The following is a 21,945-nucleotide window of genomic DNA, read 5'->3' as shown; positions in this document are numbered from 1 at the left end:
GGTGACGGGCCGGCATGAGCCGGTCGCCGGGGGCATACCGTGCCCTGCCGGAGGGGGAGAGCGGGGTGCCCTGGGGAGGCCGGCGCGTCGTCTTCATGCTCCCCGGCGGGACGAGCCTTTGGTGGCGAGCGGCCCTGCTGGTCGCGGCCCTCGCCGGCTTCGTGGCGGGGCCGTCCGTGCTGCCGCCCCCGGCTCGAGCGCCGGGGTGGGTGATCGTGATCGAGTGGCTGGCCGGCCCGGCGGTGGCCCCCTCGGAGGCACCGGCGCCGGGGTCGGTGCCCGCGCCCCGGGAGCGGCTGCAAGCCTGGGGACGGTGGCTCGTCGCAAGGGCCACCCGGGCCGTCGCTCCCGTCGAGGCTCCCGGGCAGGAGCCGCGCGCCCCCTCCGACGCCGTCGCGTTCGGCGCGGACGGCGCCATCGTACCCGACGGGCTGCCGGTGCGACCGGCGCTGGCGTCCGCCTCATCATCGAACGCCGGCGCACCTCCTCGAGAGGTACCGGCACGGCCGTCCACCGCCGCCTCGCTGCGAGGCATCTGGGTGGCGGTCTACCACACGCACGCCTCGGAGATGTACCGGACGGGCCGTGACGATCCCGACGACCCCCAGGCCTACCACCGGTTCGGCAGCCGGGAGACGGGGGTGCTGCGGGTCGGTGCCGAACTGGTGCGGGCGCTCAACGAGTACGGCATCCCGGCCATCCACGTGACCACCCTCCACGACACGCCGGACTTCAACGCCGCCTACGCCCGCTCGCTGGAGACGGCCCGCTCGGTGGTGGCCCGGTACCCCTCGCTGCGCCTGCTCATCGACCTGCACCGGGACGCCCCGCAGGAGGGGGGCACCCTCGTCACCTCCGTCGACGGGGAGGAGGTCGCGCGCCTCGCCATCGTGGTCGGCACGGGCCAAGGAGGGCGGGAGGGCGCCGACAACATGACGGTGGCACGCCTGTTGGCCGAGGAACTGGACGCCCGCTTCCCGGGGCTCTTGCGGCGCATCATCGCCCAGCCGGGGCGGCGCTACAACCAGCAGGTGCACCCGGGCGCGCTGCTCATCGAGGTGGGCTCCTACCGCAGCCGGGAGGAGGCCGCGGTGCGCACCGCCAGGCTCCTGGCCCAGGCCATCGCCGCCATGCTGCTGCGCCACCCCGTGCCCCGAGGGACGTGGGGTTAGGGGCGAAGCCGCACGGCCATCCGCCACAGCCGGGTCGCGGCACGCTGCACGGCCCGGGAGGCCAGCACCGCCTCGTCGAGGGCCATGGCCCGGGTGAGGCCCGCGTAGATCCCGCCACCCGCCACGACGCCCGCCATCAACACCACGGTGCGGGCGCCCGGGGTCTCGGTGCCGACCACGGCGCTGGCCCACGACGCCGCCAGGTGGGCCGCGGCGCCCACCGCCGCGGACGCCGCGGCGACCTTGCCCAGGTAACGGGCCAGGCCGCCGAGGTCGATGGCGGCGTGCTGCCGGTGCAGCACGGCCAGGTAGACCGACACGTTGGCCAGGCTCACCAGCGTGAAGGCCAGCGCCAGCCCGCCGTGCTCCAGGGCGGTCCATCGCAGGAAGGCCAGGCTCAGGGCCGCGTTGAGCGCCAGGGCCATGGCCGACACCCGCACGGGGGTCCGGGTGTCCTGCTGGGAGTAGAAGGCCCGGGTCAGGATCTGGATGGCGCTCTGGAAGACCAGGGCCCCGGCGTAGTAGCGCAGGGCCTCGGCCGTGGCGCGGCTGTCCTGCCACGAGAACTGCCCCGCCTCGAACAGCACCCGCACCACCGGCTCGGCCAGGACGCCCAGTCCCACCGCCGACGGCACGGTGAAGAAGAGGACGCCCCGCAGCGAGGCCGTCACCATCGCGCCGAAGCGCTGCATCTCCCCCAACGCCGCGTGCGCGGCCATGGCCGGATACGTGACGGTGGAGACCCCCATGGCGAAGATGCCCAGCGGAAACTGCATGACCCGGTTGGCCAGCCCCAGGGCCGTGATGGCCCCTTCGGGCAGGGTGGAGGCCAGGCTCGTGCTGACGATGAGGGAGAGCTGGGTGATGGAGAGCCCGAACAGGGCCGGCGCCATGATGCGGTAGAGCCGGCGTACGCCCTCGTGGCCCAGGTCCAGCACCGGCTGCCAGCGCCAGTGCCAGCGCGCCACCTGCAGCCACTGGAACGTGGCGTTGAGCGCCGCGCCCACGACGGTGCCGACGGCCATGCCCCGGATGCCCATGTGGGGCCCGAGCAGGTAGGCGCTGGCGATGATGGCCGCGTTGTAGACGATGGGGCCCACCAGCGGCAGGGAGAAGCGGCGGTAGCTGTTGAGGATGCCGATGCCGAGGCCGGCCAGGGCCGTGAAGAAGACGGCCGGGAACATCCACCGCATCAGCTCCACGAGGAGCTGACGCTGGCGTCCCGTGAAGGCGTAGGCGACCAGGGGTGCCAGCTGGGGCGCGAAGGCCATGCCGGCCAGCGTCAGCACCACCAGGGCGGCTACCGTGCCGTTGACGAAGGTGCTCGCCACCCGCCAACCCTCGGCCTCCTGGCCCCGCGCCAGGTAGCCGGTGAAGACGGGGATGAACGCGGCGGTGATGGCCCCGCCCACCAGCAGGAAGTACATCAGGTCCGGGATGTTGAAGGCGGCCTTGAAGGCGTCGGTCTCGGCGGTGCGCCCGAAGACCTCGGCCACGGCCCGCTCCCGCACGAAGCCCAGGAGACGGCTCAGCAGGATGAGGGACATGGTCAGGGTGGCGTCGCGCGCCAGGGAGGCCGTGCGTGGGGCCGACGACTTGGCCGGATCGGACAACGACGGGTCGCATCCTCTCGCTGACGTAGCCCGGGCTCGCCGCGCTGGGGGGCCTTCGATGCCCCCGAGAGGGCTTCCTGCCGGCGATGGGCGGGGCCATGCTATAATCACTGGCGCTGGACCCACACCGAAGCCCGGGAGTTCGCACGGTGGACGCGTCACGCATCCGCAACTTCTGCATCATCGCCCACGTCGACCACGGCAAGTCGACGCTGGCCGACCGCCTGCTGGAGCGCACCGGCACGCTCAGCTCGCGCCAGATGGTGGACCAGGTGCTGGACCAGATGGAGCTCGAGCGCGAGCGCGGCATCACCATTAAGCTGACCGCCGTCACCATGGAGTACACGGCCCGTGACGGCTCGCGCTACCTGCTCAACCTCATCGACACGCCCGGCCACGTCGACTTCTCCTACGAGGTCTCCCGTAGCCTGGCAGCCTGCGAGGGCGCGCTCCTGGTGGTGGACGCCAGCCAGGGCGTCGAGGCCCAGACCCTGGCCAACTTCCTGCTCGCCCTGGACCACGGCCTGGAGATCGTGCCCGTCATCAACAAGATCGACCTCCCCAACGCCCGGCCCGACGAGGTGGCGCAGGAGATCGAGGAGACGCTGGGCCTCGAGGCCGCCTCGGCCCTGCGCATCTCGGCCAAGACCGGTCAGGGCGTCGACGAGGTGCTGGAGGCCATCGTCCGGCAGATCCCGCCGCCCCGGGGCGACTCGGCAGGGCCGCTGCGGGCGCTCATCTTCGACTCCCACTTCGACAGCTACCGCGGCGTGGTCGCCTACGTGCGGGTGGTGGACGGCCAGATCCAGGTCGGGGACCGCATCCGGCTCATGAGCAGCGGACAGGAGTACGAGACCGACGGGCTGTGGGTCTTCCGACCCGCGCTGGTGCCCGTCGATCGGCTCGACGCGGGTCAGGTGGGCGCCATCACGGCCGGCATCAAGGAGATCCGCCATGCCCGCGTGGGCGACACCGTCACCTCCGCGGCGCGGCCCGCCGCCGAGCCCCTGCCGGGCTATCGCCCGCCGCTGCCCATGGTCTTCTCCGGTCTTTACCCCGTCGACTCCGAGGAGTACCCCCGGTTGCGCGACTCGTTGGAGCGGCTGCGGCTCAACGACGCCGCGCTCTCCTTCGAGCCCGAGAGCTCGGCCGCCCTGGGCTTCGGCTTTCGTTGCGGCTTCCTGGGGCTCTTGCACATGGACATCGTGCAGGAGCGGCTGGAGCGGGAGTTCGACCTGGAGCTGGTGACGACCGCTCCCAGCGTCGCCTACCGGGTCAAGCTGCGCGGCGGGCGCGAGGCGACGGTGCACAACCCGGCGGAGTGGCCGGACCCCGGCAGCATCGAGGCGGTGCTGGAGCCCTACGTACGGGCCACCATCGTGACGCCGGGCGACTACGTGGGGCCCGTCATGGAGCTGTGCCAGGAGCGGCGCGGCCAGTTCGTCGGGATGGAGTACCCCGTGCCGAGCCGGGCCGTCGTCACTTACGACCTGCCCCTGGCCGAGATCCTGCTGGACTTCTACGACCGCCTCAAGTCGGTCACCCGGGGCTACGCCTCCCTCGACTACCGCTACATCGAGCACCGGGAGGGCGACCTGGTCAAGCTGGACGTGCTCATCAACGGCCGTCCGGTGGACGCCCTCTCCTGCATCGTGCACCGCGACAAGGCCTACCACCGAGGGCGTCGGCTGGTGGAGAGGCTGAAGGAGCTCATCCCCCGCCAGCTCTTCGAGGTGCCCATCCAGGCGGCCATCGGCAGCCGCGTCATCGCGCGCGAGACGCTGCGGGCGCTGCGCAAGGACGTGCTGGCCAAGTGCTACGGCGGCGACGTGACGCGCAAGCGCAAACTCCTGGAGCGGCAGCGGGAGGGCAAGCGCCGCATGAAGCAGCTGGGGGTCGTAGAGGTGCCTCAGGAGGCCTTCATGGCGGTGCTGCGCATCGATTGAGGGAGGCCCTATCATGAAGCCGCCCCAGTCCGGCGCCGACCCGGTCGAGGCGGCCGTCGAGGCCGCCCGACAGGCCCGCCGCTGGCCCAAGGGGCTCTATGTCCACCTGCCCTACTGCCCCTATCGGTGCCCCTATTGCGACTTCAACGCCTACGTGCTGCGCAGCCGTGAGCAGGCGGGCGGGGTGGTCGACGCCATCCTGCGGGAGGCAGAGGGATGGGCCCGGCTCAGCGGCGCTCGGGAGGGCGGCTTTCGCACCCTCTATCTCGGGGGCGGCACCCCCACCCTGCTGACGCCCGCCCAGATCCGCCGGCTGCTCGGCGGTTTGCGCCGGCTCCTGCCCCTCGACGCCCTGGACGAGGTGACGGTCGAGGCCAACCCGGGGACCCTGACGCCCGCCCGCCTGGAGGCGCTGGTGGAGGGCGGGGTCCGGCGGGTCAGCCTGGGAGCCCAGAGCATGGACCCGCTGGAGCTGCGGCGCCTGGGCCGCTGGCAGAGCCCGGCCCAGGTCGAGCGCAGCGTGCGGCTGTGTCGGGCCCACGGCATCGCCAACATCAGCGTCGACGTCATGTTCGCCCTCCCCGGCCAGCACCTGGCGTCGCTCATGCGCACCCTCGACGCGCTCCTGGCCCTGGAGCCCCAGCACGTCTCGGCCTACTGCCTGACCCTGGAGCCCGGCACCCCCTTCTTCGAGCAGTGGTCCGAGGGGCGCCTGCGCCTGCCGGGGGAGCGGCTGCAAGCGGCCATGTACCGCCGGGTGGTGGAGCGGCTGCGACGAGGAGGCTGGCGGCGCTACGAGGTCTCCAACTTCGCCCGTCCCGGCTACGAGTCGGCCCACAACCTGCTCTACTGGCGGCACGAGGAGTACCTGGGCCTGGGGCCCGGGGCCCACTCCTTCTGGGAGGGTGTGCGCTTCGCCACGGTGAGGGATCCCGGCGACTACGCCCGGGCAGCCGTCGCCTGGGCTCATGGTCCCGGGGCGACGGTGGCCTTCGCCGAGCGTCTGACGGTCCGCCAGCGCATGGAGGAGCGGCTGATGCTGGCGCTGCGGCTGGAGGAGGGGCTGGACCGGCGGCGCTTCGCCGCCGACTTCGGGCTGTCTCCCGAGCAGGCCTTCGGCGGGGCGGTGTGGGACGAGCTGGAGGCGGCGGGGCTGCTGGAGCGCAAGGGCGACCGGATCCGCCTGACGGACCGGGGGATGATGGTGGCCGACGCCATCGTGGCCACCATCACCGCCACGGTCCCGCGGCCTACGACTGCAGCCGCCATCCCAGCGCCAGCCCGATGAAGACCCGCGGGGCGAGCCCCCGGTCGGTCCCCACCAGGCCGAAGCCGATCTCCCCCGTACCCCTGGCCGAGCGATCCAGCCGAACCTCGTAGCCGGCGGAGGCCCACAGGCCCGGCACCAGCTCGTCGCTGAAGCGCCCGCCACCCGACTGCACGGTGGCATAGACGGTCCAGAAGGTCCGGTCGTCGGCGGCTCCCGACTCGTACTGGCGAATCCCGCCGTAGAAGCCGACGGGTGCCAGGCTGAGGCCGGCCAGCCACGAGCCGCCGCCCGAGCTCTCCCGCTCGATGTCGAAGCCGACAGCATCGGCGAAGAAGTGAAAGCCCAGGACACGACGAGGCTCGGCCGACGCCGGCGCACTCATGGCGACCAGGGCCAGCAAGAGCGCGGCGGTGGCCGCGACCCCTCGCGTCGTCCGTCGCCTCGACATCGTCTGGTGTACGGTCACCCGCATCCTTCCCTTCCCCTTGCCGGATGGCAGTGTCGCTCCCTCGGGGGCGATACCTGCATAAAGGTATCGCACGGGGCCGCGTTTTCTTGACATGACGGCCTCTCGCTGGTAACCTGAAGGACGGGTTTAGCACTCCAAGCTCTCGAGTGCTAAACGGCGGCAGGTTTGGGGATGCGGGATGGAGGATCGTAAGCGGCGCATACTCCAGGCCATCATCGACGATTACGTCCACACGGCGGAGCCGGTGGGCTCGCGCACCGTCGCGCGCAAGTACCTGCCGGGCGTCAGCCCCGCCACCATCCGCAACGAGATGGCGGACCTGGAGGAGCAGGGCTACCTGGAGCAGCCCCACGTCTCGGCGGGTCGCATCCCAGCCGACCGGGGGTATCGCTTCTACGTCGACGAGCTGATGCCGCGCCCCGACCTCCCGCCCCAGGCTCGCGACGAGATGCGGCGGGAGCTGGCGGCGACGCCCGACCCGGACCAGGTCATCTACCGGGCGGGCCGTGCCCTGAGCCGCAGCACCCGCTACGCCACGTTGGTGCTCAAGCCGTCGCTCAGGCGGCTGACGGTGCGCCACGTGCAGTTCACCCCCGTCGATCGGGGGCACGTGCTGCTGGTGGTGGTGGCGGACGCGGGCTTCGTCTACAACCGCCTGCTGCAGTGGGCCGACGCGGCCGACCAGGGGGAGCTGCTGCAGCGCCTCTCCGCCATCCTGACGCAGGCCCTGGCCGGGGTCTCGGCACGGGAGCTGGACCGTACCCTGCTCGAGCAGCTCAGCGACGAGGTGCCCTCGCGCCGGGTGCGGGAGATGGCCCTGACGCCGCTCTTGGATCTCTTGGGGCAGGGCCAGGAGGGCGAGCAGGCCTACCTGGACGGGATGCCGTTCTTGTTGGAGCAGCCCGAGTTTAGGGACGTGGACCGGACGCGCCAGGTGCTGGACCGCCTGCAGGAGCCCGAGACACTGGTCACCCTGATGATGGGCGGCGAGGTGGGCGACGTCGCGGTCGTCATCGGCCGCGAGCAGCCCGTCGCCGAGCTGCAGCGCTGTAGCGTGGTCCTGGCGCCGTACGGGCCGGGCGACCGCCCGGTGGGCGTCATCGGGCTCATCGGTCCGACGCGGATGGATTATCGCTTCACCGTGGCCGCGGTCCAGGCCATGGCCGACATGCTCAGCGAGACCCTGGAGCGTCTGCCGGGCGACGAGTGACCCGACACGGACCATCGCGTCTCGACGATGGCCTGCGGCGGAGGCCGGCAGGCCATCGTCTTCGAAGGGGGTAACGACTCTGCACGAGCAGCAGCCTCACGAGAGCGAGGAGGCACGCGACGAGCCCGAGGCCACCGAGCAGGAGCCCGCGGGAGACCCCGACGCGGCCCAGGACGTGAGCCGGGACGGGGCGTCGCCTCAGGCCGCCGAGGCCGCGCTCGCCGCGGCCCTGGAGCGGACCCGGGCGCTCGAAGCCCAGGTGCAGCGCCTGATGGTCGACTTCGAGCTCCTGCGCCGTCGCAGCCGGGCCGACGCGGAGCGGATGGCCGACGAGGCCATCGAGCGCATGACCGAGCCCCTGCTGGGGGTGGTCGACGACCTGGAGCGCGCCCTGTCGGCGGTGCCCGAGGATCCGGCGTGGTCATCGGTGGCCACGGGGATTAGAATGGTCCAACAGAAGCTCCTCTCGGCCCTGGAGCGGGCGGGCATCGAGGCGATGGCGGCCAGGGGCGCTGCCTTCGACCCGGCTCTCCATCAGGCCGTGGAGGCCGTGGAGGTGGAGGACCCGTCCCAGGACGGGCGCGTGCTGGAGGAGCTGCGGCGCGGTTTCACCCGACGGGGCCGGGTGGTGCGCCCGGCCATGGTGAAGGTTGGGGTCTACCGGCGCGCCGGCGACGAGCCGACTCCGACGCCACCGGAGGCTCCGTCTCAGACCATACCCGATGGCCAGGAAGGGATCGCAGATGAGTGACAAGGGCACCGAGCGGATCGTGGGCATCGACCTCGGTACGACCAACTCGGTCATTGCGGTGATGGAAGGCGGCGAGGTGACCGTCATCCCCAACGCGGAGGGGAGCCGCCTGACGCCGTCGGCGGTGGCATGGACCAGGGACGGCCAGCGCCTGGTGGGCCAGGCCGCCAAGCGGCAGGCCGTCTTGAATCCGGAGCGCACGGTGCTCTCCATCAAGCGCAAGATGGGCACCGACCACCGGGTCGCCATCGACGGTAAGAGCTACACGCCCCAGGAGATCTCGGCCATGATCCTGCAGAAGATGAAGCAGGACGCCGAGGCCTACCTGGGCACGCCCATCCGCAAGGCCGTCATCACCTGCCCAGCTTACTTCACCGACGCGCAGCGGCAGGCCACCAAGGACGCCGGCACCATCGCGGGGCTCGAGGTGCTACGCGTCATCAACGAGCCCACGGCGGCCGCCCTGGCCTACGGCATCGACAAGGAGAAGGAGGACCTCAAGGTCGTCGTCTTCGACCTGGGCGGCGGCACCTTCGACGTCTCGGTGCTGGAGATCGGCGGGGGCGTCTTCGAGGTGCGCGCCACCTCCGGCAACAACCGGCTGGGCGGCGACGACTTCGACGAGCGCATCGTGCGCTGGCTCATCGACGAGCTCAAGCGCGAGTCCGGGGTGGACGTCTCCTCGGACCGCACGGCGCTGCAGCGGCTCAAGGAGGCAGCCGAGAAGGCCAAGATCGAGCTGTCGACCCTGCTGGAGACCACCATCAGCCTGCCGTTCATCGCGGCCGGACCCACCGGCCCGGTGCACCTGGAGCGCACCCTGACGCGGGCGCTCTTCAACCAGCTGACGGCCGATCTCGTCGAGGCGACGGTGGGGCCCGTCATGCGGGCGCTGGAGGACGCCAGGCTGAGCCCTTCGCAGGTGGATCGCATCCTGCTGGTGGGCGGCTCGACCCGCATCCCGGCGGTGCAGGACAAGATCCGCCAGATCTTCGGCAAGGAGCCCAGCAAGGGCGTCAACCCGGACGAGGCCGTGGCCGTCGGCGCGGCCATCCAGGCAGCGGTGCTGGGCGGCGAGATGCGGGGCATCGTCCTGGTGGACGTGACGCCGCTCTCCCTGGGGGTGGAGACGCTGGGCGGCGTCATGACGGTCCTGATCCCGCGCAACACGCCCATCCCCACCAGCAAGAAGGAGGTCTTCACCACCGCCGCCGACAACCAGACCTCGGTGGAGATCCACGTGCTGCAGGGCGAGCGTCCCATGGCAGCCGACAACGTCTCCCTGGGCCGCTTCACCCTGACGGGCATCCCGCCGGCACCCCGGGGCGTGCCCAAGATCGAGGTCAGCTTCGACATCGACGCCGACGGCATCGTCAACGTCTCGGCCAAGGACCTGGGCACCGGCCGCTCGCAGGCCATCACGGTGCGCTCCACCCGGCTCTCCGAAGAGGAGATCCAGCGGATGGTGCAGGAGGCCGAGCGGCACGCCGAGGAGGACCGCAAGCGCAAGGAGCTGGCCGAGGCGCGCAACCAGGCCGACAACCTGCTCTACTCGGCCGAGAGGATGCTCAAGGAGATGGGCGACAAGGTGACCGCCCAGCAGAAGGAGCGCGTGGAGCAGGCCCGCACCCAGCTGCGCCAGGCCATGGAGTCCAACGACGCCCGGCTCATCAAGGACCGGATGGAGGAGCTGAGCAAGGCCCTGCACGAGGTGACCACCGCGGTCTATGCCGCCACCGGCGGCAACCAGGCACCCGGCACCGACGGGACGCCCGGTGGCGCCTCGACCGACGGCCGGTCCTCGGGCGAGCGGGTCGTGGACGCCGAGTTTCGGGTCGACAACCCGGGGCCGGGCGGGACCAGCGGGTGACGTCGCCCCGCCGGACGGGGTGAGGGCACGCCATGGCGGCCAAGCGTGACTACTACGAGGTGCTGGGGGTCCGCCGCGACGCGAGCCCCGACGAGATCAAGCGGGCGTTTCGCGAGCTGGCGCGCCGCTACCACCCCGACGTCAACAAAGAGGATCCCGATGCGGCCGAGAAGTTCAAGGAGATTGCCGAGGCCTACCAGGTCCTGAGCGATCCCGAGAAGCGGGCGCAATACGACCGCTTCGGTCACGTCTTCGACGGGCAGGCGGCACCGGGCGGCGACGGGAGCGGGCCCGGCGCCGCAGGGCCGTGGCCCGGGGGCTTCGGCGACCTCGGCGACCTCTTCGGCGACCTCTTCGACCTCTTCACCGGCGGGGCCGGCCGGGGCGGGAGCGGCCACGTGCCGGCGCGAGGCGATGACCTGCGCTACGATCTGGAGCTCACGTTCGAGCAGGCGGCCTTCGGCGTCGAGGTGCCGATCGAGGTCCCGCGAATGGAGGTCTGTCCCCGCTGCAACGGCTCTCGCGCCGAGCCCGGCCATCCTCCGCAGCGCTGCAGCGTCTGTGGCGGCGCCGGGCAGGTCCAGCAGGTGAGCGAGACCTTCCTGGGGCGCTTCGTGCAGGTGAGGACATGCCCGCGCTGCGGGGGCCGGGGCGTGGAGATCCCGGTGCGGTGCCGCGCGTGCGGCGGCGAGGGACGGGTGCGGCAGCGCCGGCGGGTGAGCGTCAAGGTGCCGCCCGGTGTCGAGGACGGCATGCGGGTACGGGTCGTCGGCATGGGCGACATGGGGCAGGACGGCGGGCCGCCGGGCGATCTCTACGTCTTCGTCACGGTCAAGCCGCACCCGGTCTTCCGGCGCCATGGCTTCGACGTCCACTGCGAGGTGCCGGTGGGCCTGCTGGAGGCCGCGCTGGGGGGCGAGGTGCGGGTCCCCACGCTGGACGGCGAGGCTCGGGTGCCGGTGCGGGAGGGCACCCAGACAGGCGACACCTACCGGATCCCCGGCAAGGGCATCGCCCGGCCCTCGGGCGGCCGCGGGGACCAGATCGTCACCTTCCGGGTGGTGACGCCGACGCGCCTCTCCGAGCGCCAGAAGACGTTGCTGCGCGAGGCCCTGGGTTCGGCCGAGGGCACGTCGGATTCCGAGAGCGCCGGGCCCCGAGAGGGTCACCGCTCGTCCCGCTCGGGCGTCTTCGGGCGCTGGCATCGGCGCTGAGGGGCCATGGGCGTCCGGCGTCGTCCCGCCTCGCGGTGGTGGACCGTCACCGCCCATCTCTCACCGGCCGAGGCCGACCTGGCGGGGTGGTTGCTGGCCCGAGACGGCAGCGCCGGCATCGAGCTGGAGGAGCGGCGGAACGACGATGGCACCGGGCAGGGCGTCGCGCGCCTGCGCGCCTACTTCTCGACGCGCGCCGCGGCCGCGGCGGCAGCCCGAGGCCTGCGAGGTGCCCTCCGGGCATGGCGGGCGTCGGTCAGACCCGCCGGTACGAAAGAGGGGGCCGCGCCGGGCCCGATCGTCGTCGAGCCGGTGACGGTGGACCCCCGCGCGTGGCGGGAGGCCTGGAGCCGGACGCTACGCCCGGTCAGGGTGGCGGGCATCCGGGTCTCGGGCCGCCCGGCGCGACGCCGCAGCGGGGACCGGGCCGGGCGGCCATCGCCCGGGCCATACGGCTTGCTGCCGCTCGTCATCCCCCCCGGCATGGCCTTCGGCACCGGGCACCATCCCAGCACTCAGCAGGCCCTGTGGGCGCTGGAGCTGGCCATGCGGGGCAATCCGCCGGCAGGGCCGGTGGTCGACATCGGCACGGGCAGCGGCGTGCTGGCCATCGCGGCCTGGCGCCTGGGGGCCGAGCGCATCGTGGCAGTGGACCGGGACCCCGAGGCCGTGCGTGTCGCCCGGGCCAACGCCCGCCTCAACGGCGTGCGATCGCTGGTGCTGCGGGTCGGCTCGGTGGAGCAGGCGGCTCGTGAGGCGGGGACCGAGGGTGCGGCCCTGGTGCTGGCCAACCTCGTCGCGGAGACGCTGGTGGAGCTGGCGGAGCCGCTGGCACGCCTGGTGAGACCGGGCGGCTGGCTGGTGGGCGCCGGCATCGTCGAGGAGAAGGCGCCCGACGTGGAGGCGGCGCTGGCCGCACGGGGCCTGGTGCCGGAGGAGCGAGGGGTCTGGGCCGGGTGGGCCTGGGTCTCGGCGCGCCGTCCCGTGGAGGTGGCCTCGTGAGCCGGTTGCGGGCCCGGGTCGAGCCGCAACGGCTGGCGGCCGGGATGGAGACGGCGACCGTGGTGGTGGACGGTGCCGAGGCGCGCCGGTTGCGCCGTGTCATGCGGGCACGGCCGGGGCAGGCCATCGAGCTCTTCGACGGGCAGGGCCACAGCGTCGAGGGCTGCATCCACGCCGTGGAGCCTGGCCGGGTGGTGGTGCGGCTCGAGGGGAGGAGCCCCGACCGGGCGGCGTCGCCGGAGGCCGGGCTGCGGCTCGTGCTGCTGCAGGCTGTGGCCAAGAGCGGGCGGATGGAGCTGGCGCTGGAGAAGGCCACCGAACTGGGCGTCCACGAGATCTGGCCGGTCGTGACGCACCGTTGCGTCGCGAGGCCCGATGCGGGGGGCCAGCGGGTGATGCGGTGGCGGCGAGTGGTGGAGACCGCCGCCCGTCAGGCCGGTCGCTCCGTCGTCCCCGTGGTGCGGCCCCCGGTGCCGTGGCGCGAGGCTCTGGACCGGGCCGGGCTCCTCGAGGGGGGATGGCTGCGACTCCTGGCCGGGGAGAAGGCCCGGCTGCCGCTCACCCGCTGGCTCCGAGAGCGGTCGCCGCAGGGCGTCTCGGGGGCGGTGGTCGCCATCGGGCCCGAGGGGGGATGGAGCGAGGAGGAGACCGACGCCGCCATCGGGTGCGGCTTCGAGGTCGTGTCGCTCGGCCCCCGGATCCTTCGCACCGAGACGGCAGGATGGCTCGCACTCGCCCTGCTCCAGGCGTGGTGGGGCGACCTGGATCGGCCGCCGGGGCCGCTCGACGTCGGCGACCCCGGATGAGGAGCAGGCGAGCACGATCGGGACGCAAGAGACGAACGGGGCCCGCGACAGCGGGCCCCGTCGCCCACCCTCAGAGATCGGAGCTGGCCGGCCCCTGCCGGGCCTGCACGAAGCGGGACAGGGCTGCCTTGAGGTTGGCGGCCCAGACGCGCGCCAGCGTCTCGGGCGTGGTGCCGTTGAGGCGGGCGCTGGTCTCGTCGACGGTCACCAGCAGATGCTCGCCGATGAAGAGGGCCGGCGTCGTGCCCACCTGCCCGACGCGGACCAGCTCCGGCGTGAGCCGGTCCTGGTAGGCGTTGATGGCCTCGTTGAGCCGCTTGTAGACCTCGTCGGCCCGGGCGTAGACGGACGGCCACCCGCCCGCGTCGCGGACCCGGAGGATGACCACCCCCGAGAGCTCCACCGTCGCATAGCCGGCCCCGGCTGGCGCGCCGGCGGCCAGGGCTGTGATGGCCGTCGAGAGCGCCAGGGCCACGGCAAGGCTCCACGTCGCCAACGTCCGCCGATGCCTGCCGGTCGTCATCGCTGTCTCCCTGGCCAAGTCGGCTTCCCCTCCCTCGCTTCCACGTTCTGCACGATGAGGCGGACTCCTTCCGGGCCGCCTTGACCGGGGCCGGGGTCGGCGCCTACGATGCCCCGGGGGATGGACGAGCGATGCTGCCCGACTACCACATGCACCTGGAGGGGGACGACGTCACCGATCCCTGCCCCTACACGCCCGAGCGGGTGCGGCTCTACGCAGAGGCGGCCCGCCGGGCGGGTGTGGCCGAGATCGGCATCAGCGAGCACGCGCACCGATTCGCCGAGTTCCGCCCGGTGATGGAGGAGCTCTTCGGGGAGGGACGCCCTCAGCACCCCGAGGTGCGCCGGTGGCTCTCCGCGGAGTTTCGCGAGCCCCTGCGGCGCTACGCCGACGCGGTGCTCGCCGCCCGCGAGCAGGGGCTTGCGGTGCGGCTCGGCATCGAGGTGGACTACCTGCCGGGGCAGGAGGCCGCGATCGCTCGGGCCCTGGAGGGGATCCCCTGGGACTACGTCATCGGCTCCGTGCACTTCGTCGACGGGGCGTGCATCGACTGCTCGGCCTCCATCACGTGGCCGCAGGCCGACGGCGAGGCGCTGTGGGAGCGCTACTGGCGGTTGATGCGGCAAGCCGCGGCCAGCGGGCTGTTCGACGTGCTGGCGCACCCCGACCTCCCCAAGAAATTCGGGCACCGCCCCCGGCACTTTCCGCAGGCGGCCTTCGAGGATTTCTTACGAGAAGCGGCCTCGCGGGGGATCGCCGTCGAGGTCAACACGGCAGGACTGCGCAAGCCCGTGGGGGAGATCTACCCCGCCGAGGAGCTGCTGCGTCGCATGGTGGAGGCCGGGCTCGACGTGCACCTCGGCTCCGACGCCCACGACCCGAGCGAGGTGGGACACGGGTTCGAGCGAGCCCGGGAGTGGATGCGGCGAGCGGGCGTCCGGCGGGTGATCCACTGGCGGGGACGTCTCCGGGAGCATCGGAGCCTCTGAAGGGACGGCGGTGCAGGTGTCGGAGGTCGGCAGAGCGAGGGGCCGGGGCGTGCGGGCGACTCTCGTCATCGGGTGGCTGATGGCGGCGACGCTGGCGGCGTCCCCGGCGCGGGCACAGGGGTACGAGCTGCAGGTGGTGCCCATCCTGGACGTCAACGGCGCCGTCTTCGGGGCCGAGGGCTGGCTGCTCGACGAGGCGTGGGTGGGCTACCTGGGGCTCGGCTACGAGCTGCCCGACCCCACCGATCCCCAGGGCGGGGCCCGGGCCGGGGTACGGGGTCGCATGGGCCTCACCATCCCGGTGAGCCCCAACGGTCAGGTGGACATGCGCGTCGTGCACTGGCCGACCAGCTGGGTACCGGGATGGGACGGCACCACGGGGCTGATGGTGTCGTGGCGCCAGCTCGAGGAGGGGGCGTGGTCCTGGCGCCTGGGGGCGGTAGTGGCCGACGTATGGGCCCGCCGCGCCGGGGCCGCGCCGGTGCGGGCGCTGGTGGGCCGGGTCGACACCGCCCGGGATCTAGCGCCCGAGCTCCTGGTACGGCCGTCGGTGGAGGCCGTCGTCGGCAGCGGCTCGCCCGGCTCCCGGCAGGCCCGCCCGCTCTTCGGAGCGGTGACGGGCAGCGTCCCGTTCGAGGCCGGTTCCTTCCGCATCGAGGCGAGAGTGGGGCTGGCCTGGCCTCCCGAGGGAGCCCTGGTGCCGGGCGACGACTACCCGGCTGCCGACGAGCCGGGGCGGCTCGGTTTCCGGGCGGGCGGATGGCCCGCCGAGTTCTTCGTGCGAGGTGCCGCGCCCGCTGGCGGCCAGCCGCCAGGGCGCGCCGCCATCGGGCTGAGCGTGGAGCGCCGGTTCGCGTGGCCGCAGCTGCCGGAGCTGTTGCGGTGGTGGCCCGACGCGACGGGGCACATCGCCCTCTTCGCGGACGCCGCGGTGGCGGCGCCGGATCTCTCCTTCTCTCACGGTGCCCAGACGGCCGCCGGGACAGGGGTGGCAGCGGGCATCGCCAGCCGTGCCATCGGCGAGCTGGAGCTGTTTGCGGCCGTCTCCGGCGGGCCTACGGTGCGCCTGGGGGCGCGGCTGCGGCCGGCTCCGTAGCGTCCAGCAGCCGCCGCACCTCCTGCAGCACGGCGTCCATCATGGCCGGCGTGAGCCGGCCGGTCTGGGTGTTTTGGCGGCTCGGGTGGTAGCTGGCCACCAGGGTCAGGCGCCCCAGCGGCACCACCGCGCCGTGGCGGAATGGGGCCGCTTGGAGGGCCCGCCGTGCCTCGTCATCGAGGCGAGGCGCCACCAAGCGCTTGGCCGTCCCGAAGGCGATGCGGCCCAGGGCCAGCACCACCTGCACCCGCGTCAGCAGGGCCCACTCGGCCTGCAGGTAGGCGAAGCAGCGCTCGAACTCCTCGCGCAGCGGCCTGTTGTCGGGCGGGGCGCAGCGCACCGGCGCCGAGACGAAGGCGTCCACGAGGCGCAGCCCGTCGTCACGGCGCTCCGAGCGGGGCTGGTTGGCGAAGCCCGCCCGCCACAGCGCCCCCATCAGGAAGTCGCCGGAGCTGTCGCCGGTGAACATGCGGCCGGTGCGGTTGGCGCCGTGAGCGGCCGGGGCCAGGCCCAGGATGAGCAGCCGCCCCTGCCGGTCGCCGAAGCCCGGGACCGGCCGGCCCCAGTACTCCCAGTCGGCGAAGGCCCGCCGCCTCTCCGAGGCGATCCGCCTGCGGTACGCCACGAGCCGGGGGCATCGCTCGCACTGGACGATCCGGCTCACCAGCTCGTCCCATGGGTCCGGTTGTGTGGCGGCCATCGACACGCCGCATCCACCCCCGCGGGAGTATAATCCCAGCGAAGGTCGGGGTGAGACGAGTTGGCCGGCCGCACCGGGACGGCCTCGCTGCCCCTGCACGGGGGTCGGTGCCCTCCCTGGCTCTTCGACCGCATGAAGCGGCTGGGGGCCGCCATGGTCGAGGCGATGGTGGAGGAGTGGGGGCCCGACGAGGTGCTGCGCCGACTGGCCGATCCGTTCTGGTTTCAGTCGTTGGGCAGCGTCCTGGGCTACGACTGGCACTCCTCCGGGGTCACGACGGTGGTCTGCGGTGCGCTCAAGGAGGGGCTCCAGGGCCACATGGGGCGGCTGGGCCTCTTCGTCTGCGGCGGCAAGGGCGGCACCTCGCGCCGCACGCCCCACGAGATCGCCCGCCACGTGGAGGAGGCCAGCCTGGCGCTGGACGCGGCCTCGCTGGCCTATGCCAGCCGCATGGCCGCCAAGGTCGACAGCGCCGCCGTCCAGGATGGCCACACCCTCTACCATCACACGTTCTTCTTCACCGCCTCGGGCCGCTGGTGCGTGGTGCAGCAGGGCATGAACGAGCGGACGGGCTGGGCCAGGCGCTATCACTGGCTGTCGGAGACGGTGCGCGCCTTCACCGAGGAGCCCCACGCCGCGGTGCTGGGCGTGCGGCAGCGGAGCGGGGTGCTCAACCTGGTCGCCGCTGAGAGTGCGGCGGCTCGTGCGGCCTCGGTGGAGCTGGCCTCGCGTGACGTCGGGTGGTGGCGGCGGGAGCTGGGCCGGCTCCAGACGCGCCACCTGGCGATGCCGGCCGGGCATGCCATCGCCGACACGCCCCAGCTGGAGCGGGCCCTCGACGCGCTCTACCGGGCGGCCCCCACCGGCTTCGAGCAGGTGCTGGCGACGCCGGGCGTGGGGCCGCGCACCATCCGGGCCCTGGCCATGGTGGCCGAGGTGGTCTACGGGGCACGGCCCAGCTACCGGGATCCCGTCCGCTACGCCTTCGCCCACGGCGGCAAGGACGGCATCCCCTTCCCCGTCGACCGGGAGCTGTACGACCGGACCATCGCCGTCTGGCGGCGGGCGGTGCGGCTCGCCCGCCTCGGGCGGCGGGAGAGACTGGACTCGCTGCGCCGGCTGGCCGAGATGGAGCGATGGGGCGAGGCGCCCTGAGCCGGCCGGGCGCTCGGCGCCCCCATCGGGAGGGACCTGTCACGCTGCAGCCGACTCGAGCCGCCCTGGCCGCGCCGTCGCGCCCGTCGCGCCTCGTGGCCGACGTGACCCTGCTGCTCATCACGATGACGTGGGGCTTCACGTTCGTGGCGGTCAAGGACGCCGTCGCCCAGATCCCCGTCTTCTCCTTCCTGGCATTGCGCTTTGGCCTGGCGGCCCTGACGTTGGGGGGCACGCTGGCCGTCACCGGGCGCGAGGGCCTCGACGGCTTGCGCCCGGCCCTGCTGCCGGGCCTCGGGACGGGCCTCCTGCTCTTCGCGGGCTACGCGCTGCAGACCCTGGGGCTGCAGTACACGACACCGGGCAAGGCCGGCTTCATCACGGGGCTCTCGGTGGCGCTGGTGCCGGTGCTGGACCGGCTGCTGTACGGACGCCGGCAGCCGGGGGCGGCCCTGATGGGCGTGGCGCTGGCCGTCATGGGCATGGCCGTCATGTTCGTGGAGCCGGCGGAGATCTCGGTGCGCCGCGGCGACTGGCTGGTGCTGGGCTGCGCGCTGGCCTTCGGCGCCCACGTGACGGTGGTGGCCCACGCCGGGCGCCTCCCCATGCTGCCGTACACGCTCTGGCAGGTGGTGGCCGTGGCGCTGGTGAGCGGGCTGGCAGCCACCCTGGACGGCTGGGGGCTCGAGGGGATGGACCTCGGCGTGGCCGGCACCCTGCTGCTGACGGGACCCGTGGTGAGCGGCCTGCTGCTGGTGCTGCAGGTCTGGGCGCAGCGGCACACCCCGGCGACCCATGCCGCCCTCATCTTCGCTACCGAGCCCATCTTCGCGGCCCTGTCGGGCGCGTTGCTGGCCGGCGAGCGCTTGGGGCCGCGGGTGTTGGCGGGCGGCCTGGCCATCCTGGTCGGGACCGTGTGGGCGGAGGTGGCCCAGACGGGGCCGTGGGCGGCGCGCAGGGTGGCGCCGCGCTCGGGCGAGGGGTGCCCGTGAATCGGGCGGCCACCTCCTCACGCCGGCCGGTCATGATGGGGGCGCGCCTTGACGACACGGATGGCCTGGTCGAGGGCCCCCAGCAGCTCGGCCTGCACCTGGACCCGCTGCAGCTCCACGTCGATGAGCACCTCCCCGGTGGCGCTGCCGGCGTAGCGAGCCGGCAGACGGCGCAGGGCGAGGGCCACCACGTCGCGGCGACAGCGGGGACAGCGGCAGGCATCGGGATGGTAGGCCAGCGCCTGGTCGAGCAGCCTCAGGACGGCCTGCTCCACGCGGTTGGACAGACGCGGCCGCTGGCCCTCGGATGGCATGGCACGACCGCCTCCTGCGCGGCCAGGCTTCGAGCGAGAGCCGACCCGATCCTGCCGGGCATCCATATCATGCGACGAGAGGAGGGGGGCGGGTGGAGCCGCTTCACTTTCGCCGCGTCGCGGGGCGGTTCGCGACGGGGGTGACGGTGCTCACCACGGGCACGGTCGAGCAGCCGCACGGCATGACCGCCAACTCCTTCACGTCGGTCTCGTTGCGGCCCCCGCTGATCCTGGTCTGCGTGGACCGCCGCCGCGTGACCCACGGGCGCATCCTGCAGGCGGGCCGCTTCGGTGTCAGCGTGCTGGGGGCGGACCAGCAGGCGATCTCCGAGTTCTTCGCCGGCCAGCGCGCCGCGCTGGCCCCGGGCAGCCTCGAGGTCGTGCCCGGGGTGACGGGCGTGCCCCTCATCGCCGGTGCGCTGGCGCACCTGGAGTGCCGGGTCGTCGACGTCTTCCCTGGCGGCGACCACTCCATCTTCGTCGCGCAAGTCGAGCACGCTGCCGTGGGCGAGTCGCAAGCGCCCCTCATCTTCTTCGGGGGGCGTTACGCCCGCCTGGCACCCGGTTGAGGACGAGCCCCGGGCCCGCCACCCGGCAGCCGCCCTGGGAGGTACTCGTGTTCTCAAGCACGAATAAGAGTCAATAGGTTTCGGCGCGGCCGGGCGTGGAAACCGATTTTGACACGGGGGGCGTGGGTGCGTGGCCATGAGCGAAGCGACTCAGATCGCCAGAGGCTTGGAAGGTGTCGTGGTGGCCCGCTCATCCATCAGCTACGTCGATGGCAGGCAGGGCCGACTCATCTACCAGGGCTATGACATCCGGGACCTGGCCGAGCACGCCACCTTCGAGGAGGTGTGCTTCCTGCTGTGGCACGGCCGGCTGCCCGACTCCGGGGAGCTGTCGAGCCTGCGCGAGCAGCTGGTCGCCGCCCGTCCGCTGCCGTCGGGCGTGGTCTCGCTGCTAGCGAGCGTCCCCGGTCGCTCGCCCATGGCGGTGCTGCAGACGGCGGTGGCGGCCCTGGGGCTGTACGATGCCGAGGCCGACGACAACGGCCGGGAGGCCAATCTGCGCAAGTCGGTGCGCTTGACAGCTCAGATGGCGTCGGTGGTGGCGGCGTTTCACCGGTTGCGGCGGGGGCTGCCGGTCATCGAGCCCGATCCGGAGCTGGATCACGCCGCCAACTTCCTCTACATGCTGACGGGGCAGCGGCCCGACCCGACGTCGGCGCGGGTCATGGACGTGGCGCTGACCCTGCACGCCGACCACGAGTTCAACGCCTCGTGCTTCGCCGGCCGGGTGACGGCCTCGACGCTGTCCGACATCTACTCGGCGGTGGCCGCCGCGGTGGGCACGCTCAAAGGACCGCTGCACGGCGGCGCCAACGAGCAGGTGATGCGGCTGCTGATGGAGATCGGCGAGCCTGAACGAGCCGCCGAGGTGGTGCAGGCCAGGCTGGCGGCCAGGGAGCGGATCCCCGGCTTCGGTCATCGCGTCTACAAGACGTGGGATCCTCGGGCTCTCATCTTGAAGCGCTTCTCCGAGGAGCTTTCACGCCTCAAGGGCGAGCCGCGCTGGTACGCCATCTCGCTGGCGGTGGAGGAGGCGGTGCGCTCGGCCAAGGACCTCTACCCCAACGTCGACTTCTACTCGGCTTCGGTCTACCACCTGCTGGGCATCCCCGTGGACCTCTTCACCCCTGTCTTCGCGGTGAGCCGCATCAGCGGGTGGACCGCCCACCTGCTGGAGCAGTACGCGGACAACCGTCTCATCCGGCCGCGGGCCGAGTACACGGGGCCCATGGAGCTGCGCTACGTGCCCGTCGAGGACAGGCCCCCGCATACGGCGGCGTGAGCGCCGCGGGGTCGCTGTGCAGGAGGCGGCTGGGGGCGGGGCCAACGGAGAGGGCGAGGCTCCGCCCCCGACCGTCCCTGGGGCCGGTGGGGCGGTGGCGACCCGGGCACCGTGGGGGTGATGGCGTGGAGCCGGGCGGGATCAACTGGTCGCTGCTCGGGGGTCAGGCGGGTCTCGGCTTGGTCCTCGGTCTGGCCGTCGGCTACAGCCTCAAGAAGGCCATCAAGGTGGCGCTGCTGCTGGTGGGGGCCATGACCGCGCTCTTCGTGGGGATGGCCAAGGTGGGGTTCATCACCATCCACTGGGAGGCCCTGGAGGCCGCCTACACGGGCGCGATGACCCAAGCCGGCGGCGCACGGGGGGCGCTGGAGCGAATCGTCGCGTGGTTCTCCAGCAGCGTCGCGGCGGCCGGCAGCTTCACCCTGGGGTTCTGGCTGGGCTTTCGAAAGGGATGAGAGAAAGGGGCGCGACGCCCGGCCGGTCCCCTCTCACGGGCCCCCCTTGCGGGCGGGCCAGGGTACCGGCAGGCGCCAGCTCTCCCAGCGCCCGTCGGCCACGGCCTCCGCCAGAGCGGGCGGCATGACCCGGTAACGCCCCAACTCCGCGAGCGGCACCCAGGCCACCTCCACCAGGTTGGGCTCCGACTTGGGCGAGAGCCGGCCGCCGGCGATGCGGCCGCGAAAGAAGACCTCGGTGGCGTCGGGGCCCGGAGGACGTGCGAAGTCCTGGACGAAGACCACGTCGACGAGCTCCATCGTCAGGCCGGTCTCCTCGGCCAGCTCGCGGACGGCGGCGTCGGCCAAGCCCTCGCCCTCTTCCACGTGGCCGCCGGGAAAGCACCAGAAGTCGCGGCCATCGGGGTGGCGATGGTGGGCCAGCAGCACCTGACCGTCCTGGACGGCGACGACACGGGCGATGAGCAGCGCCTTGCGGAAGGCCAACGTCTCGCCTTCTCCCCTCCATCAGGGTGGCGGGCGGCCGGACGCCGGGGCCCGGCGCCAC

General features: G+C 72.8%; 22 protein-coding genes. 16 read left to right on the top strand and 6 right to left on the bottom strand.

Going from position 1 to position 21,945, the window contains the following annotated elements; all coding sequences use genetic code 11:
* Window positions 1-14: 14 nt before the first annotated feature.
* The gene (spoIIP, locus tag VLY81_RS08795) at window positions 15-1,172 is read left to right on the top strand and encodes a stage II sporulation protein P (RefSeq protein ID WP_324667794.1); all 1,158 of its coding nucleotides are present in this window, start codon (window positions 15-17) and stop codon (window positions 1,170-1,172) included.
* Here spoIIP and murJ read toward each other — a convergent pair.
* A complete protein-coding gene (gene murJ, locus VLY81_RS08790) occupies window positions 1,169-2,785 on the bottom strand; it encodes a murein biosynthesis integral membrane protein MurJ (RefSeq protein WP_324667793.1) in 1,617 nt (538 codons plus the stop codon). The genes spoIIP and murJ overlap by 4 nt on opposite strands.
* A 149-nt stretch (window positions 2,786-2,934) precedes the next feature.
* On the opposite strand from murJ, the gene lepA reads away from it, so the two are divergent.
* Both lepA and hemW read left to right on the top strand, forming a co-directional pair.
* Window positions 2,935-4,731, top strand: coding sequence for a translation elongation factor 4 (gene lepA / locus VLY81_RS08785; protein ID WP_324667792.1), 1,797 nt, complete (start codon window positions 2,935-2,937; stop codon window positions 4,729-4,731).
* Between the two features lie 13 nt (window positions 4,732-4,744).
* Window positions 4,745-6,019 (top strand): radical SAM family heme chaperone HemW, encoded by a 1,275-nt coding sequence (hemW, locus tag VLY81_RS08780; RefSeq protein ID WP_324667791.1) that lies wholly within the window; start codon window positions 4,745-4,747, stop codon window positions 6,017-6,019.
* On the opposite strand, the gene VLY81_RS08775 is transcribed toward hemW, so the two are convergent.
* On the bottom strand, window positions 5,982-6,467 hold the full coding sequence (locus VLY81_RS08775; RefSeq protein WP_324667790.1) for a hypothetical protein: 486 nt from the start codon (window positions 6,465-6,467) through the stop codon (window positions 5,982-5,984). The genes hemW and VLY81_RS08775 overlap by 38 nt on opposite strands.
* Before the next feature lie 181 nt (window positions 6,468-6,648).
* On the opposite strand from VLY81_RS08775, the gene hrcA reads away from it, so the two are divergent.
* From hrcA to VLY81_RS08745, 6 genes are all read left to right on the top strand, one after another.
* Entirely contained in the window at window positions 6,649-7,680 is a 1,032-nt protein-coding gene (gene hrcA, locus VLY81_RS08770; protein ID WP_324667789.1) for a heat-inducible transcriptional repressor HrcA, read from the top strand.
* Window positions 7,681-7,855: 175 nt separating this feature from the next.
* Window positions 7,856-8,431 carry a nucleotide exchange factor GrpE gene (locus VLY81_RS08765; RefSeq protein WP_324667788.1) on the top strand — a complete coding sequence of 192 codons (576 nt, stop codon included), beginning with the start codon at window positions 7,856-7,858 and terminating at the stop codon, window positions 8,429-8,431.
* Window positions 8,424-10,301 carry a molecular chaperone DnaK gene (gene dnaK, locus VLY81_RS08760; protein WP_324667787.1) on the top strand — a complete coding sequence of 626 codons (1,878 nt, stop codon included), beginning with the start codon at window positions 8,424-8,426 and terminating at the stop codon, window positions 10,299-10,301. The genes VLY81_RS08765 and dnaK overlap by 8 nt, the downstream gene beginning before the upstream one ends.
* 32 nt (window positions 10,302-10,333) lie before the next feature.
* Window positions 10,334-11,515, top strand: coding sequence for a molecular chaperone DnaJ (dnaJ, locus tag VLY81_RS08755; protein ID WP_324667786.1), 1,182 nt, complete (start codon window positions 10,334-10,336; stop codon window positions 11,513-11,515).
* 6 nt (window positions 11,516-11,521) lie between these two features.
* A complete protein-coding gene (locus VLY81_RS08750) occupies window positions 11,522-12,517 on the top strand; it encodes a 50S ribosomal protein L11 methyltransferase (RefSeq protein WP_324667785.1) in 996 nt (331 codons plus the stop codon).
* Complete coding sequence (locus VLY81_RS08745) at window positions 12,514-13,323, top strand: RsmE family RNA methyltransferase (RefSeq protein WP_324667784.1); 810 nt, start codon at window positions 12,514-12,516, stop codon at window positions 13,321-13,323. The genes VLY81_RS08750 and VLY81_RS08745 overlap by 4 nt, the downstream gene beginning before the upstream one ends.
* A gap of 70 nt (window positions 13,324-13,393) precedes the next feature.
* Here the strand turns inward: VLY81_RS08745 and VLY81_RS08740 are convergent, their stop codons facing one another.
* On the bottom strand, window positions 13,394-13,819 hold the full coding sequence (locus VLY81_RS08740; RefSeq protein ID WP_324667783.1) for a DUF8459 domain-containing protein: 426 nt from the start codon (window positions 13,817-13,819) through the stop codon (window positions 13,394-13,396).
* A 107-nt stretch (window positions 13,820-13,926) separates the two neighbouring features.
* On the opposite strand from VLY81_RS08740, the gene VLY81_RS08735 reads away from it, so the two are divergent.
* Together VLY81_RS08735 and VLY81_RS08730 are read left to right on the top strand one after the other, a co-directional pair.
* Window positions 13,927-14,835 (top strand): histidinol-phosphatase, encoded by a 909-nt coding sequence (locus VLY81_RS08735; protein WP_324667782.1) that lies wholly within the window; start codon window positions 13,927-13,929, stop codon window positions 14,833-14,835.
* A 49-nt stretch (window positions 14,836-14,884) separates the two neighbouring features.
* A complete protein-coding gene (locus tag VLY81_RS08730) occupies window positions 14,885-15,931 on the top strand; it encodes a hypothetical protein (protein ID WP_324667781.1) in 1,047 nt (348 codons plus the stop codon).
* On the opposite strand, the gene VLY81_RS08725 is transcribed toward VLY81_RS08730, so the two are convergent.
* On the bottom strand, window positions 15,891-16,631 hold the full coding sequence (locus tag VLY81_RS08725; RefSeq protein ID WP_324667780.1) for a uracil-DNA glycosylase: 741 nt from the start codon (window positions 16,629-16,631) through the stop codon (window positions 15,891-15,893). The two genes, VLY81_RS08730 and VLY81_RS08725, sit on opposite strands and share 41 nt — an antisense overlap.
* Before the next feature lie 60 nt (window positions 16,632-16,691).
* On the opposite strand from VLY81_RS08725, the gene VLY81_RS08720 reads away from it, so the two are divergent.
* Together VLY81_RS08720 and VLY81_RS08715 are read left to right on the top strand one after the other, a co-directional pair.
* Window positions 16,692-17,786, top strand: a complete 1,095-nt coding sequence (locus VLY81_RS08720) for a DUF763 domain-containing protein (RefSeq protein ID WP_324667779.1) — start codon at window positions 16,692-16,694, stop codon at window positions 17,784-17,786.
* Window positions 17,768-18,778, top strand: a complete 1,011-nt coding sequence (locus VLY81_RS08715; protein WP_324667778.1) for a DMT family transporter — start codon at window positions 17,768-17,770, stop codon at window positions 18,776-18,778. The genes VLY81_RS08720 and VLY81_RS08715 overlap by 19 nt, the downstream gene beginning before the upstream one ends.
* A gap of 17 nt (window positions 18,779-18,795) precedes the next feature.
* Here VLY81_RS08715 and VLY81_RS08710 read toward each other — a convergent pair whose 3' ends face one another.
* Complete coding sequence (locus tag VLY81_RS08710) at window positions 18,796-19,092, bottom strand: late competence development ComFB family protein (protein ID WP_324667777.1); 297 nt, start codon at window positions 19,090-19,092, stop codon at window positions 18,796-18,798.
* A gap of 92 nt (window positions 19,093-19,184) precedes the next feature.
* On the opposite strand from VLY81_RS08710, the gene VLY81_RS08705 reads away from it, so the two are divergent.
* The 3 genes from VLY81_RS08705 (at window position 19,185) to VLY81_RS08695 (ending at window position 21,398) form a co-directional block, all read left to right on the top strand.
* Window positions 19,185-19,661 carry a flavin reductase family protein gene (locus VLY81_RS08705; protein ID WP_324667776.1) on the top strand — a complete coding sequence of 159 codons (477 nt, stop codon included), beginning with the start codon at window positions 19,185-19,187 and terminating at the stop codon, window positions 19,659-19,661.
* Window positions 19,662-19,797: 136 nt separating this feature from the next.
* The gene (locus VLY81_RS08700; protein WP_405001235.1) at window positions 19,798-20,943 is read left to right on the top strand and encodes a citrate/2-methylcitrate synthase; all 1,146 of its coding nucleotides are present in this window, start codon (window positions 19,798-19,800) and stop codon (window positions 20,941-20,943) included.
* Between the two features lie 125 nt (window positions 20,944-21,068).
* Window positions 21,069-21,398 carry an FUN14 domain-containing protein gene (locus tag VLY81_RS08695; RefSeq protein WP_324667774.1) on the top strand — a complete coding sequence of 110 codons (330 nt, stop codon included), beginning with the start codon at window positions 21,069-21,071 and terminating at the stop codon, window positions 21,396-21,398.
* A gap of 33 nt (window positions 21,399-21,431) precedes the next feature.
* On the opposite strand, the gene VLY81_RS08690 is transcribed toward VLY81_RS08695, so the two are convergent.
* The gene (locus VLY81_RS08690; protein ID WP_324667773.1) at window positions 21,432-21,884 is read right to left on the bottom strand and encodes an NUDIX hydrolase; all 453 of its coding nucleotides are present in this window, start codon (window positions 21,882-21,884) and stop codon (window positions 21,432-21,434) included.
* Window positions 21,885-21,945 lie beyond the last annotated feature (61 nt).

Origin of the sequence: Limnochorda sp. LNt (genome assembly GCF_035593265.1) — a bacterium.
Lineage (GTDB): Bacteria > Bacillota > Limnochordia > Limnochordales > Geochordaceae > Geochorda > Geochorda subterranea.
Note: the sequence above shows the minus strand (reverse complement) of the source record. Positions and strands in the feature narration are given on the sequence as shown.